The organism is Bacillus sp. FSL W8-1141 (assembly GCF_038593205.1).
GTDB lineage: Bacteria > Bacillota > Bacilli > Bacillales > Bacillaceae > Bacillus > Bacillus altitudinis.
In genome coordinates, this window is the sequence record NZ_CP151973.1 from 684,790 (window position 1) to 699,284 (window position 14,495).

Below are 14,495 nucleotides of genomic sequence, written 5' to 3' on the forward strand. Positions count from 1 at the left end.
ACAGTGTGAACGTATTAATTATCGGCAGAGGCGGAAGAGAGCATACCATCGCATGGAAAGTGAATCAAAGCGAACTTGTCAGCCAAGTATTTGTCGCACCCGGCAATGATGGAATGACAGACGCTGCGAAGCTTGTACCGATTGACGAGGGCGATCATGAGGCGTTAATTCGTTTTGCAAAAGACAATAACATCGGTTTAACAATTGTCGGTCCAGAGGTTCCTTTAATTGCAGGTGTCGTCGATGCATTTGAAGAAGCAGGTCTAAAGGTATTTGGACCGAATGCAAAAGCCGCAGTCATTGAAGGCTCAAAAGAATTTGCAAAAGACTTAATGAAAAATTATGAGATCCCGACAGCCGCTTACGCCACTTTTACATCGTTTGAAGAAGCGAAGGCATATGTGGAAGAAAAGGGTGCCCCAATTGTCATTAAAGCAGATGGGCTTGCCGCAGGAAAAGGCGTGACAGTGGCAATGACGCTTGAAGAGGCAATCAACTGCCTACATGACTTTTTAGAGGATGAAAAGTTTGGCGATGCGAGTGCATCGGTTGTCATTGAAGAATTTTTAACAGGTGAAGAGTTTTCTCTGATGGCCTTTGTCAATGGAGAAAAGGTGTATCCGATGGTGATCGCACAGGATCATAAACGGGCATTTGAAGATGACAAAGGACCAAACACCGGCGGGATGGGCGCTTATTCACCGGTTCCACAAATTTCTGATGAAGTCGTACAAAAAGCGGTGGAAGACGTCGTCAAACCAGCAGCTCGCGCGATGGTGCAGGAAGAGCGTTCGTTTACAGGCATTTTATATGCAGGCTTAATGCTGACACCAGAAGGCTCAAAAGTCATTGAGTTCAATGCACGCTTTGGCGACCCTGAAACGCAAGTAGTGCTCCCTCGCCTTGAATCAGATCTAGTCCAAGTCTTCCTAGACATTCTAGATGGAAAAGATGTGGACTTGCAGTGGAAAGACACAGCCGCTGTCAGTGTCGTTCTTGCATCAGAAGGATACCCGGAAGACTATGCAAAAGGCACGCCAATCGGTGCTTTGCAAACAACGGTCTCTGATGTCGTCACCTTCCACGCAGGAACAAAAAAGGAAAACGATCAATTCGTCACAAATGGCGGCCGTGTAGCAAATGTGACCGCATTTGACGACACATTTGAAGCGGCAAGATCAAGAGTGTATGAAGCGGTTGAAGAAATCATTCAGCCAGGTTTATTTTATCGCCGTGACATTGGCGCCCGTGCGCTGAAGGCAGCGGGGAAAAACGTTTAATCAAAACACCTTTCTATCTGACGAGATGGAAAGGTGTTTTTTTCTTCTTCTGTTCATAGGAGGGATCGGGCAGATGATGAAGAAGTAGTATGGGATCTGATCACGAATAGATTTAGGGAGGCAACATGGAAATCAAAGCATTTATCATCTTTGCAAACGTCATGCTTGTTTTATATCTCATAACTATAAATAACATCATGGTGACTGCCATTAAGCAGAATAAATTGAAAAAAGGCTTTGCCATTAGTTATATGATCCTATCCATTTTTTCTGGCATTGCTATTTCTTCATTTTTAATTTGGAAGTTTTTCATTAGCTAAGAGGGGAATGAGTGTATGGTGCAATTGAAGAAACTTGCAAACGAGCGTTTTTCTGCTTTGATCTGTATGGATCCATTCAATGAGCGAATTCGTTTGGATGACTATAGCGGCAGGGTGCAGGATGTGATTCAGTCCGTGCTTCAGGAAGCGGCGGACTGCAAGGCGTCTAAGGTTATTGTAAAAGTAAGGCGCGAGCATATGCCTCTTTTTTTAGCAAAAGGCTTTCGGCTTGAAGGCGTGTTTTCTCATTATTTCCTCGGAAGTGATGCGTACGGCATGTCGCTCTTTCTGACCGAAGATCGAATGAACAGCCCATTTTGGCTGAAGGAAGATGAAATCGTTGCGTCTATTCAAGAAAAGCCGATGAAAAAAGACCAAGGCGTGTGGCAAGATGAGTATGTGATGAGGAAAGCTGGTCCAGAGGATGTGCACAAGCTGGCAGCGCTCTATGATACGGTCTTTGAAACGTACCCCACGCCAATGAACGAGCCAGATTACATCCAAAAGGTAATGGAGGAAGGGACGGTTTTTTATGCCGTTGAACATGACGGTCAACTTGTAAGTGCCGCATCCGCTGAAATCAATGTGCCGTATGGTCATGCAGAATTAACAGATTGTGCAACCCTTCCCACATACAGAAAACTAGGATTCATGCATCATTTGATTCTAGCCCTCGAACAAGAGCTTCAATCCATGCACATTTATGTCTTTTATTCTCTCGCCCGTGCACTGTCCTATGGAATGAATCAAGTATTTTATCAGCTCGGGTATACATACACCGGACGCTTTCAAAACAACTGCTATATTTTTGACAAAATTGAAGATATGAATCTATGGGTCAAAACGCCAAATGAATCATGAAATGGTTCTCATCTGATCAAGCAGACCAGATAGGCGGTACGCCATGATACTCAGCTGCAGCTTCATCCGATCATCAGTGGATTTGAGGCTGCAGCCTGTTCTCGTTTCAATTTGTTTCAACCGGTAGCTTAACGTATGCCGGTGAATAAACAATTCCCCCGCTGACTTTTGAATATTTTCATTGTGTGCCAAATACACTTCGAGTGTATGAATGAGGTCAGCCCCTTGTTTTTTTGTATAAAGCAGCGGGCTTAACAGCTCCACGTAAAAGTCATGCAAATTCATTCCGGCTTCGTTCATTTCAAGCAGCATCCCATATAGACCGAGCTTCTGATAATGAATGATGCTGTCATCTGTTTTCAAAAGAGGAAGAAGCCTTGCTGCATACTGGGCTTCTTTTGCACTTTTAGCAAAGAGACTGATCTGGTCGTAGGCTCTTCCAATGCCAATCACAATGGGATGGACGGGGAAAAAATAAGACCAAGTACTGCGGCATTCTTCTGATGCACGATACCAATTTGTTTCTTGATACGTGTTTTTTCCTGCGGGTGTCAGAACGAAAATGGAATCAAGCCTTGCCTTTAATAAAAAAGGAATTTGTCTGCGTTCAAAAATGGATGTGAGCAATTGGGATAGGCGCTGCACCATTTGATGATCGAGCTGTGTGTGCTGATGCTGAAATTGAAAGTAGATGACGACTTGTTCCTCACTCATATCATATTGCAGCTTTCTTGCTTGTTCGATGACATAACTTTCTTCTGTGTATTGCTGTTGCAGCATATCATCCAATAAATGCCCCTGCATTTGGTTTTCTGTATCTTGAATGGCTTTTTGTTTCAACCATTCAATCGCATACACCGCACCGGCATGCTCAATGGCGATGGCATCGAGATGGTGCCACGTCTCTTTTTTCTTTAACGCCACAATGAACCCGAAAATATCCCCCATTGCAATCACAGGGCATGCCGCTAGAACAAACGCACCATATGTGTCATAGACGAGCCGGCCTTTTTCCTCTGCCTGCTTGAGCAGAGAAGAGGTTTCAATCGGTTCGTCATCTGTTAGAAAGCCAAAAGCAGGAGAATAGGTCACTTCGTCTGTTTCGAGATGAGCTGCTGTTTGGTGCAAAAACACATCCAGTACGACGATATTTGCTGCTGTGAGATGTGCCAGTTCATCTGTAATTTGCGTGACATTTTTATTGCTCACATTTAAATGGGTCAGTCTTTGATGAATCGCAGAAGAATATTTGAGCTGATGGAGCTGACTGCTGACGATTTGTTCTAGAACGGCTTTTGTGATGTCTGAAAAATTGACATGGGGCGGAATCTCGATGAGCGGAATACCGCTATTTTCGGCGGCTTCAATGAGTGATGCGGGAATTTCCGTTAAGTACACGCCTTTATAGATGGCAATGGCTGAAAGACGATGAGATTGAATCAATTTTTCAAGCCGGATGCGTCTTTCTTTATTTTCTGTCAGTCCAAACCCAGTTGTAACAAGTAATTCTCCTTCGGAAAGTCTAGACGTGTCCTCAATAATTTCCACAATGGTCACCCACTGGATAAGACGATCCAGTCCATTTTCTCCAGCAAGCAGTTTGGTTTCTTTCATCATATCGAGCGAGAGTGCATCTTTGACGAGAATCGCCATAGACTCATGACCTCCTTTTGAACACTCTTATACACCATGTATAAAAAACACATGTGAAATTCGGGCATATGGCGAATGGAGGATGACTGCCCTCTTGATTAAGCTAATCTTATACCAAGTATACAAAATTTTCTTGCGATTCATGTAAAAAGAAAAGTGCAGCTGCTGACAAGAGAGGGAGGAATGACAAAGTGGAGACCCGGGATTACTTAATCAAACCAATGTTAAATCAGCAATATCCTGTGGCTGTGAGAGGAGAGGGGATTTATTTATATGATCGGGACGGAAAAAAATATATAGATGGCTCATCAGGGGCAGTCACGGCAAGTATTGGACATGGCATACAAGAGATTATTGATGCGATGACGGAGCAAGCGAAAAAGGTGAGCTTTACGTACAGATCACAATTTACGAATGAACCAGCGGAAGAACTAGCGTATGAATTGAGTACACTTTGCCCAGGTGATCTGAACTGGTCTTTTTTTGTAGGGAGCGGTTCAGAGGCAACGGAAACTGCTATGAAAATGGCGATTCAGCATTGGCAGGAGCAGGGGAAGACGGAAAAAAATCATATCATCTCAAGATGGATGAGTTACCACGGTATTACATTAGGGGCGCTGTCAATGTCAGGTCATATTGCAAGGAGAGAGCGTTTTGAACCACTGCTTGAAAAGCACCCAGTGCTGTCACCGCCCTATAGCTACAGGTCATGGCTGCCAAAGGAAGACAGCAAGCAGGTCGAGTGGTATGTCCAGGAATTTAAGACCGTCATCCAGCGTATAGGAAAAGAGAGGATCGCCGCATTGATTGCTGAACCGATTGTTGGTGCAGCGGGAGCGGCGCTCCTGCCGCCAGACGGATATTTCGAAGCGATGAAGCGTGTCTGTGAAGAAAACGACATTTTAATGATCGCAGATGAAGTCATGACGGGCTTTGGACGAACTGGAAAAATGTTTGCGATGGAACATTGGGGCACGGTACCAGATATCATGGTTCTCGGAAAGGGCATGAGCGCAGGTTATTCTCCAATCGCAGCAGTTGTCTCAACGGATCGTGTGATGGCACCGATTATCAGCGGCTCCGGCTCTGTCATGGCAGGGCACACATATAGTGCCAATCCGCTTTCAGCAGCTGTTTCATTAGCGGTCATTCGATATATGAAAAAGCATCAGCTTCCCGAACGGGCTGAACTTTCCGGGCGATACATGATGAATGCTTTAAAAGATCTGCAAGTAGCCCATTCCATCATAGGGGATGTAAGAGGGAAGGGATTGCTTATTGGCATTGAATTTGTCGCAGATCGTTTATCCAAAACGCCATTTCCTGCACATGCTCAGATAACCAATCTCGTCGTTGAAACGGCAAAACAAAATGGACTGCTGGTGTATCCAGCAAGCGCTGGAGAGGATGGAGTTGGAGGCGCAGCGGTTATGATCGCACCGCCGCTTTCCATCACACAGCAGGAAATGGATGAACTGATTGATAAATTCGGCCAGACCATCACACAAGTCGAACAAGAAGTAATCAATCGAGGGTTTTTCCCATCTGCTATGTAAGGAGGAACGAACATGAACAAAACTGTGGGTTTGGATGAAGTGATGACGCGATTAAAAGATGGCATGACCATCATGTTTGGCGGATTTGGCGGCGTGGGTTCACCACCATCGTTGATTGATGCCATTTTGGAAGCAAATATTCAAGATCTGACATTGATCGGAAATGATGCAGGTTTCCCGCAAATTGGTGTGGGCCGGCTCATCACAGAAGGAAGAGTGAAAAAAATCATCGCCTCTCATATCGGCTCAAATCCCATTGCCGGACAGAAAATGCAGGCTGGTACATTAGACGTTCATTTTTATCCGCAGGGCATTCTTGCAGAAAAAATCAGAGCAGGCGGAATGGGGCTGGCGGGCATTGTGACAGATGTTGGGATGGATAGCCTGAATCTCGATGAGAAACAATTGGTTCAACTGAATGGGAAGAATTATATGTTAGAGCCTGCGCTCACAGCGGATATTGCCATCGTCAATGCCTACAAAGCAGATGAAGTGGGAAACCTGATTTTTGATAAAAGCGCACGGAATACAAACCCGATTGTGGCGATGGCAGGAGACTGGACCATTGCGGAGGCAGAAGAAATTGTGGCAGCGGGGCAGCTCGATCCAGAAGAAATCGTGACGCCAGGCGTATTTGTGAATCAAATCGTGCAATCAAAAGGAGTGAACTGGACATGGGCATGGGAGACATCGATTTAAGACACCGCATTGCTAAAAGAGCAGCACAAGAAATTGAAGATGGCATGATTGTGAATCTTGGGATCGGCATTCCGACCCTAGCAGCAGATTACATTCCATCACATTACGAGGTGTGGCTGCATGCAGAAAACGGCATTATGGGGGCAGGAGCCTCGCCTTTGCAAGGGGGAGAAGATCCGAATTTGTGCAATGCCGGTGGTTTTCCCATTACGTTGACAAAGGGCGGCTCGTACATGGACAGTACGACTGCTTTTGGCATCATCCGAAAAGGCATGCTGGATATGACGATTTTGGGTGCACTTGAAGTAAGCAGCCAAGGGGATCTTGCCAATTGGATTGTACCGGGGAAAAGAGTACCGGGTATGGGCGGAGCGATTGAGCTGGCGCAAAAAGCGAAAAAAGTGGTCGTGGTGATGAGCCATCTTGATAAACACGGTCGATCTAAAGTGAAATCGGCTTGTACATTGCCGTTAACCGCTAAAGCGTGTGTCGATTTGATTATTACGGATATGGCGGTCATTGAGGTCAAGTCTCAGCTGCTCATTTTACGTGAAGTCATGCCGCCATTTCAGCCGGAAGATGTCATAAGGGCGACTGAAGCGCCATTAATTTTAGCGCCTGATGTCAAATCTGTTGTGTAGAAAGGATGAACGACTTGCAGCCAATGACACGTATTAGAAACTGGATGAAAGAGCATCAGGATGAAGCCATTACGCTTCTTCAGCAAATGGTGCAATGTGACAGCACCCAAGGAAATGAAGAAGATGTGCAGCAGATCGTGGCCAATAAACTGTCCGCCATTGGCTTTGATGTAGACGTTTGGGAAATTGGCGACGATGAATTACTAGAGCATCCTTATTTTTATTCCCCGCGCCGATCTTTTCAAGGGAGTCCCAACGTTGCTGGGCGATTGAAAGGGAAAGGTGGCGGCAAATCGATTTTATTAAACGGGCACGTAGATGTGGTTCCGGCAGGAGATACGAATCAATGGACATATCCGCCTTACAGCGGGCATATCATAAACGGGAGACTTTATGGACGCGGGGCAACAGATATGAAAGGTGGAAACGTTTCTTTACTCTTTGCGCTTGAGGCACTGCATGCGCTTCAGATTCCCCTGAAAGGAGATGTGGTGTTTCATAGTGTCGTCGAAGAGGAAAGCGGCGGAGCAGGCACACTTGCAGCGATATTGAAAGGGTACACAGCGGATGCTGCCATCATTCCAGAGCCAAGTCATATGAACATTTTTCCGCTTCAGCAAGGATCAAAGTGGTTCAGGCTGCATATTAAAGGAAGGGCAGCTCATGGCGGAACAAGGTATCACGGTGTTTCTGCTATTGAAAAGAGCACGGTGGTCCTTTCTCATATAGCGGCACTAGAAAAAGAAAGAAATCAGCGAGTGACGGAGCCGCTGTTTCAGCATATCCCGATTCCAATTCCAATCAACATTGGGAAAATTCAAGGCGGTGATTGGCCGTCCTCTGTCGCAGATCTTGTCACAATGGAAGGCAGGCTTGGTGTGATGCCAGGTGAGACAGTTGAGCAGGCAGAGAAGGAATTAGAAAATTGGATGACTGGACTCGCTGAAAAGGATGGTTGGTTTCAAGAACATCCTGTGGAAGTGGAGTGGTTTGGTGCTAGGTGGCTTCCAGGGTCAATCGACTCTGATCACCCGCTTTTAGGTCTATTGAAGGAACAATATGAAGAGGTCATGCAGCACCCGCCAAAAGTGGAAGCCGCCCCTTGGGGGACAGACGGCGGATTACTGTCACAAGCAGCGGATATCCCAATCATTGTGTTTGGACCTGGAACGACAGAGCTTGCCCATTTCCCGAATGAATCCATTGAGATGAAACATGTGATTGAAGCAGCAGAAATCATTGCTGGTACGTTGGTCAAATGGTGCGAAGCAGCGGAATGATTCACACACAAAAAAAGAAGGCTGTCTACTCAGCCTTCTCTTTATGTGTATTCTGCTGTTCACACATATAGGTCACTGGACAAAAACGAAGAATACCAGAGCCCAATTTTAATCCGCCGAGCATGATGCCAAAAAGCAGCATTTTACTCCATGGTTTTCGAGCATATAAGGATCCAGCTACAGTACATATCGTCATTCCGCAGGCAATTCTCATGAGCGCTTCCATTAAGCCAAGATTAGGTTTCATTGCAAGTGATTCTCCTTTTTTAAATTATTTTAAGTGTGATTTCAAGAAATTGTAACGTTTCATTAATGCGTAACGTGGTTCGTTATGTTACGATAGGGCTAATACAAATGAAGGAGAGTATGTGAATGTCCGAACGTACTTTTAATTGGAGAAACAATGACATCCGCACACAAATCGATGTAGTCGACTCAAAAATAGTTCCAACACTCCTTTTAACGAATGGACTCGTGCTAAACCCGTTTTTGAAGCAATGGGTGAAGGCAAATATTTGGATACATGATGATCGAATTGTTTATGTCGGAGCAGAGCTTCCTCAAAATAAATCAGCTAAACGTGTGATTGATTGTGAAGGTAAATACATTGTGCCGGGGTATATTGAACCTCACGCGCATCCGTTCCATATTTATAATCCCCAATCACTTGCAGAATATGTGTCTCAATTTGGCACAACAACGATGGTCAGCGATAACTTATTTCTTCTTTTGCAAAGCAATGAAAAGAAAGCGCTTTCCACTCTGTGTGAATTAAAAAAGCAGCCATTTCAGTATTTCTGGTGGTCTAGATACGATCTTCAAACCGAGGTCAGGTATGAAGATGAGATGCTTCCTATTAACTATCGGAAAGAATGGATTGATCATCCCGACGTCCTTCAAGGCGGCGAATTAACGAGCTGGCCAAGATTAATGGACGGTGATGATCTCATTTTATATTGCATGCAAGAAACGAAGAAGCAGAGAAAACGAATTGAAGGGCATTTCCCTGGGGCTTCTGAGAAAACGCTAACAAAAATGAAGCTGTTTGGAGCGGACAGTGATCATGAAGCAATGAATGCAGATGATGTGCTCAAACGCTTGTCTCTAGGTTATCATGTGTCCTTGCGTCATTCTTCCATCCGCCCAGATTTAGTGAACATTTTAAGGGAATTGCATGAGCGTGACTTTAGGCACTACGATCACTTTTTCTATACAACAGATGGATCAGCGCCTCACTTTTATGAAGAAGGCATGATCAATCGTCTCATTTCCATTGCCCTTGAAGAAGGCGTGCCTACTATTGATGCGTACAATATGGCGACTTTTAACATTGCGAAATACTATCAAATTGATGACTTATTAGGCGTGGTCGGTCCTGGCCGATTGGCTTCTTTGAATATTTTAGATGATCCGATGAATCCAAATCCAGAAACGGTGATTTCTAAAGGGGTAATCCTGAAATTAGAGGGGGAGAACCAGCATCAATTCCAAGAGACAAAATGGGAAAATGGTGGGCTTGAACCATTAGATTTAAGCTATGACCTGACAATGAGTGACTTGCAATTCTCAATGCCTCTTGGTGTCAAAATGCGAAATTCTGTCATCATGGAGCCTTATACAGTGGAGATTGATAACTCTGTCAATCAGCTGTCCTGTGACCATGATCAAAGCTTCTTCAGCCTGATTGATCGAAAAGGCGAGTGGCGCGTGAACACAATGTTAAAAGGATTTGCAAACAAGGTGCAAGGGTTTGTCAGCTCATTTTCAACCACTGGTGACATTTTAGTGATTGGGAAAAATAAAGATGATATGATGCTTGCTCATAAGCGAATGAAAGAAATTGGCGGTGGAATTGTGCTCACAGAAAACGGAAAGATTTTGCATGAAATCCCGCTGCAATTATCAGGCTGTGCATCAGCTGAACCGTTTGAAACGGTTCTTCAGCAGGAGCAAACGTTACGCGAGCTACTCATTGAGCGAGGGTATCCATTTGACTGCCCGATTGATACACTTGTCTTTTTCCAAAGCACACACTTGCCGTATATTCGAGTGACACCAAGAGGAATATTTGATGTCATGAAAAAAACTGTACTCTTTCCGTCTATAATGCGTTAAAATATAACAGAGTGGAGCTGTATCATATTTGCTAGATTTCTGACCGCTGTTATAGGGCAGGAGTAAGCAAAAGATCTCTTCGCTGCTAGATATGGTGACAAAGCATAGGGCTTTGACATGACGAATGAAGTGCCCAATTGTAAAATGAATCTGTCGGTTACGCTGGCCGACCAACATATTTTGAATAATTAAGCAAGGCGGGGCGCAGGTTTGTCGTCTCGCCAAGCTTTCTCCACATACTGTTTTTTAGGGAAAGACTTAACAGAGCAGAAGTGTTCTAGATATCGGAGACAAACAAGTTTGTCAGATTGTCGCACAAGGAATATGACAAAACTTGTCGAATTTGTTTACGATAAAGAAGCTTCGGCTTACGAAAGAACCTGATGGCATTTTCAGCGTAGAACCAAACCTGTCATGATTCGTTCAAAGCTCATTGCTGAGGTTGAAAAAAATGAGTCAGGAAAGATACCGCTTTCTCGGAAAAGTCAGTGCGGAGCGGTGTGCCAATAGTAAAGGAGAAGATGTATAAAGATGCAAATTGATAAATTAAGGGGCAAAAGCTTAGATCAGCTATTCAACTCCATCTTATCCCTTAAAGACCTGGAAGAATGTTATCGATTTTTTGATGATTTGTGCACCATCAATGAAATCCAATCTTTATCACAGCGTCTTGAAGTAGCGCGTATGCTTCGCGAGGGAAATACGTATCATAAAATTGAGACGGAGACAGGTGCAAGCACTGCAACCATCTCACGAGTCAAACGCTGCTTGAACTACGGAAATGATGCCTATACGATGGCACTTGACCGTGTAGCAGAGCAACAAGCAACGGACGAAACAAAATAAAGCAGCTTTCACTGCAGACATTCTTTATGATTTGTCGTTTTGAAGTTGAACAAATAGAGCCATTTCAGTTGAAATGGCTCTATTTGATATCATCAAGTTCTCCCATAAACCATCGTTCACCTTCATAGGACACTTCATCGTCATCAGTGATCACTTCCTTAAAACCGATGGTTCGCATATTTTGCGCAACAGATAAATCCCATTCTTTTTGAATATTTCTCTGATCAGAAAGGGGAAGCCATGTCTGATACTCATCTTGTCTGTTGAAGAAATCTTTCACATAAGAATCCCCTTTAAACACAATGATTTGTGAATGCCATAATCCAGGCAGATCGACTGCGACCACGACACGATATATGTCCCCGTCGTTTGGTTTCAAATCAATGAGATGCTCAGCTCTATTCAATAGAGTTTGAATGCATAGACGTTTGATCTTTTTCGGTGTTCTGTTGGAAGTCATAAAATCATAAGCCGCTGGTAGAGGCAGGTGCCAGTAGTCAGAAACATTCTCCGGAAACGACTGCGTATTTGCGTTCATTTCTTTTATGATCTGTTGAGTCTTTCGTTTCATACCGCGGACCTTTTTTTCACGCATACTCTTTCTCCTTATCAAAGATCTATTAAGTTCTTTATACGTGATTGAGCAAGAATGTCAACGAAAAAAGGTGTGGAAGCGCACCTTTTTAAGCTAGACAGACTGCTCTGTGCCTGAGAACATAGGGACTTCACTTGTCTGGCCGTTTTCTTGTCTAAAAATAATATGTTTTTCGTTAAAATGAATAGGTGATTCGATTCCAGCTGCTGCGCATAAATTAAACAAACCTTCTCTAAGGGACAGGATATAATTGCAGACTCGGTATTTCTTTTCTTCAATGGATAAACCTTTTTGCAGCTTTGGATCTGTGGTGGCAACCCCAACAGGGCATTTATTCGTGTGGCATACTTGCGCACGAATACAGCCAACCGAGAACATCAAGCCCCGTGCGATATTCACAAAATCCGCTCCCATGGAAAGGGCAATTGCGATTTTATCAGGGGAGAGAAGTTTACCAGACGCAAACAGCTTGAGTTGATCTCGAACCCCATATTTCTTCAAAATTTGATGGACCATCGGCAGTGCGGTGAAAATGGGTAGGCCTGCGGAATCAGCCAGTTCATGAAAGGAAGCACCTGTGCCACCTTCTCCGCCATCTACTGTAATGAAATCAGGATGCTTTCCGCTTTTTTTCATATAGAGAGCAAGCTCCTCGATATCTTCTTTATGTCCTACAACTAGCTTGATTCCAACTGGTTTTCCGCCGATGTTTCGCAGTTGTTCAATAAAATCAAGCATGTCAGGAATGGAGTGAAACATCTCGAACCGGTTCGGACTGTCAATGGATTGGTGTGGCGGCAGTTTACGGATTTGGGCAATTTCTTCTGTGACTTTTTCACCATCAATGTGTCCGCCGCGTGTTTTCGCCCCTTGTGCCAGCTTGAGTTCAAAGGCTTTTACTTCATCATGCTCACTTTTTTTCTTAAACTCTTCAAATGAAAATGCGCCATCCTCTGTTCGAACCCCAAATAAACCAGGCCCAATCTGGCAAATGATATCGGCGCCCCCTTTGAGATGGTAAGGCGAAAGCCCGCCTTCACCTGTGTTCATCCATGTGCCGTCAGCCATTTTTAACCCGGAGGATAGAGCCGTAATCGCCCGGTCGCCTAAGGAGCCGTAGCTCATGGCTGATTGACCGATCAATCCTTTGACGTGGAAGGGTTTTTGGCATGTATGTTCACCAATGATTTGTACATCTTCTTGATGGAGATAGTAAGGTTTTGCTTCGACTTCTTTCGTGTGTTCACTTCTTCTCAGTAAATTGTCTTGATCGATCTGATACACTTTTGTTTGGATTTTTTCAGATTGATCGATGCGTAACTCATCTCGCTGCTTTGGAAATAGGACGTTGCGAATATAGTAACCAGGCTTGTCAAAATCACGTTTTGATCCAAAGCCCATTGTCCGGCTTTTGTACTTCCCAGACATGACAGCTTGCTCGTATTCTCTTCTTGAGAAAGGAAGCTCCTCTCGATCATTTAGAAACAGATATTGACGAAGCTCAGGTCCTATTTTTTCAAAAATAAACCGTAGCTTTCCAATGACCGGATAATTTCGTAGGACAGAATGCTCTTCCTGTTTTTCATCTCGCATCCAAATCCAGATGAATAAAATGATTGGTATGATGAAAAAAATCACTAATAATGCGCCAATGACAATAAAAGTTGTTGTCACGAAAATCCCCTCTTTTCTCTATCATTACTGTTGTTATTCCACTTATCATTGAAAGAGAAACCACTTCAACAGATTGTGACGTTTAGAAATGAAAAGGCGGGGTAACTTACAAATAAGATCATAAGGGGAGGGAACATACATGAATAAGCGTCCGAATGCGTATGTACTTGCAGGATTAGGGGTTGGTGGTGCAGTGTTATTAGCAGTGAAAAATAAACAGCATCTCAAAAAATGGGCAAGCATGTTCCGATCAGATGAAAAGGTTCCTGAAAAAGCTGGTCACCCTGATCCGTTAGATATTCAAGACAATAAGATGGTCGATGAAGGGGCCATGACATCTGTTCATTATTTTAATGAAGTGAGACAATAGTTTAGAAAAACCGTTTTGACCATTCAAAACGGTTTTTTCTTGTCTTTTTTTTGATGTGATATCGAAGAGGATCGACAATCGTAAAACCGATCAACCCTTCGTGATCAGGCGTCGAGAAAAGAAATTCAATGCCCGATAAATGATAGGTTGAGAGAACTTCCTGATCCGTAAAACGTAACGAAAGCTCGTCCTCATAAACGGGTGTGTGCTTCAACACCTTGGCTTCTTCTGCAAATAACTCCAGCCCAGCCACTCGGCCCTCTTTGTCGATGTCTACGTTCACACATTCATTCACGTCTAATTCAATGGTTTCTTTGATTGTCCCGATTCGAGGCGGGATGAGATAGATGTATCCGATGTCGATCGTTTGATCATATGTGATGGTTCTTTTCAAATCATTCACCTGCTTGGTCGATAGTAAAATGTTCCTTTCATGTATAATATCATGTGATGAGATGAAGTAGCTCTCATTTCAGTTCAGCACGCATCTATTGATCTCCTTCAGCTCCTCTTGAAGTGGAGCTTTTCATATAGTCTCCATTCACCTCGCCTAAAGTGAAAATCGACTATTTTCAAAAGAATGAAACTTTTAGCTGAAGGAGGTT

Annotated in this window: 15 protein-coding genes; 10 read left to right on the forward strand and 5 right to left on the reverse strand. The window is 43.9% G+C overall.

Annotated features, from left to right (window positions below; translation table 11 throughout):
• Positions 1-5 precede the first annotated feature (5 nt).
• The 3 genes from purD to ablB all read left to right on the forward strand — a co-directional run bounded on the left by purD (position 6) and on the right by ablB (position 2,461).
• Positions 6-1,280: a phosphoribosylamine--glycine ligase gene (purD, locus tag NSQ52_RS03435; RefSeq protein ID WP_024719399.1), complete on the forward strand. Its 1,275-nt coding sequence runs from the start codon at positions 6-8 to the stop codon at positions 1,278-1,280.
• 125 nt (positions 1,281-1,405) lie between these two features.
• Positions 1,406-1,600, forward strand: a complete 195-nt coding sequence (locus NSQ52_RS03440; protein ID WP_008344285.1) for a hypothetical protein — start codon at positions 1,406-1,408, stop codon at positions 1,598-1,600.
• Positions 1,601-1,615: 15 nt separating this feature from the next.
• A complete protein-coding gene (ablB, locus tag NSQ52_RS03445; protein WP_268439395.1) occupies positions 1,616-2,461 on the forward strand; it encodes a putative beta-lysine N-acetyltransferase in 846 nt (281 codons plus the stop codon).
• Here ablB and NSQ52_RS03450 read toward each other — a convergent pair.
• Positions 2,456-4,114: a PucR family transcriptional regulator gene (locus NSQ52_RS03450; protein WP_046526923.1), complete on the reverse strand. Its 1,659-nt coding sequence runs from the start codon at positions 4,112-4,114 to the stop codon at positions 2,456-2,458. The genes ablB and NSQ52_RS03450 overlap by 6 nt on opposite strands.
• A gap of 191 nt (positions 4,115-4,305) precedes the next feature.
• On the opposite strand from NSQ52_RS03450, the gene NSQ52_RS03455 reads away from it, so the two are divergent.
• From NSQ52_RS03455 to NSQ52_RS03470, 4 genes are read left to right on the forward strand one after another with little or no spacing between them, the layout of a single operon-like run.
• Positions 4,306-5,670: an aspartate aminotransferase family protein gene (locus NSQ52_RS03455; protein ID WP_282900914.1), complete on the forward strand. Its 1,365-nt coding sequence runs from the start codon at positions 4,306-4,308 to the stop codon at positions 5,668-5,670.
• 12 nt (positions 5,671-5,682) lie between these two features.
• Positions 5,683-6,369, forward strand: a complete 687-nt coding sequence (locus NSQ52_RS03460; protein ID WP_039168513.1) for a CoA transferase subunit A — start codon at positions 5,683-5,685, stop codon at positions 6,367-6,369.
• Positions 6,345-7,010: a 3-oxoacid CoA-transferase subunit B gene (locus NSQ52_RS03465; RefSeq protein WP_268418063.1), complete on the forward strand. Its 666-nt coding sequence runs from the start codon at positions 6,345-6,347 to the stop codon at positions 7,008-7,010. The genes NSQ52_RS03460 and NSQ52_RS03465 overlap by 25 nt, the downstream gene beginning before the upstream one ends.
• 14 nt (positions 7,011-7,024) lie before the next feature.
• Positions 7,025-8,290 carry a peptidase gene (locus NSQ52_RS03470; protein ID WP_342473923.1) on the forward strand — a complete coding sequence of 422 codons (1,266 nt, stop codon included), beginning with the start codon at positions 7,025-7,027 and terminating at the stop codon, positions 8,288-8,290.
• Between the two features lie 25 nt (positions 8,291-8,315).
• On the opposite strand, the gene NSQ52_RS03475 is transcribed toward NSQ52_RS03470, so the two are convergent.
• Positions 8,316-8,537, reverse strand: a complete 222-nt coding sequence (locus NSQ52_RS03475) for a DUF2892 domain-containing protein (RefSeq protein ID WP_008344274.1) — start codon at positions 8,535-8,537, stop codon at positions 8,316-8,318.
• 125 nt (positions 8,538-8,662) lie between these two features.
• Between NSQ52_RS03475 and NSQ52_RS03480 the strand changes: the two genes are divergently transcribed.
• A complete protein-coding gene (locus tag NSQ52_RS03480; RefSeq protein WP_041506659.1) occupies positions 8,663-10,405 on the forward strand; it encodes an adenine deaminase C-terminal domain-containing protein in 1,743 nt (580 codons plus the stop codon).
• 531 nt (positions 10,406-10,936) lie between these two features.
• Entirely contained in the window at positions 10,937-11,251 is a 315-nt protein-coding gene (locus NSQ52_RS03485; protein ID WP_007496879.1) for a YerC/YecD family TrpR-related protein, read from the forward strand.
• Between the two features lie 79 nt (positions 11,252-11,330).
• Here the strand turns inward: NSQ52_RS03485 and NSQ52_RS03490 are convergent, their stop codons facing one another.
• A complete protein-coding gene (locus NSQ52_RS03490; RefSeq protein ID WP_045034428.1) occupies positions 11,331-11,846 on the reverse strand; it encodes a DUF3916 domain-containing protein in 516 nt (171 codons plus the stop codon).
• A 93-nt stretch (positions 11,847-11,939) separates the two neighbouring features.
• Positions 11,940-13,520, reverse strand: a complete 1,581-nt coding sequence (locus tag NSQ52_RS03495) for an FMN-binding glutamate synthase family protein (protein ID WP_342473924.1) — start codon at positions 13,518-13,520, stop codon at positions 11,940-11,942.
• Between the two features lie 139 nt (positions 13,521-13,659).
• Between NSQ52_RS03495 and NSQ52_RS03500 the strand changes: the two genes are divergently transcribed.
• Positions 13,660-13,890 carry a hypothetical protein gene (locus tag NSQ52_RS03500; RefSeq protein WP_017366762.1) on the forward strand — a complete coding sequence of 77 codons (231 nt, stop codon included), beginning with the start codon at positions 13,660-13,662 and terminating at the stop codon, positions 13,888-13,890.
• A 1-nt stretch (position 13,891) separates the two neighbouring features.
• Here NSQ52_RS03500 and NSQ52_RS03505 read toward each other — a convergent pair whose 3' ends face one another.
• Positions 13,892-14,293, reverse strand: a complete 402-nt coding sequence (locus tag NSQ52_RS03505; RefSeq protein ID WP_234833540.1) for a DUF2283 domain-containing protein — start codon at positions 14,291-14,293, stop codon at positions 13,892-13,894.
• Between the last annotated feature and the right edge of the window lie 202 nt (positions 14,294-14,495).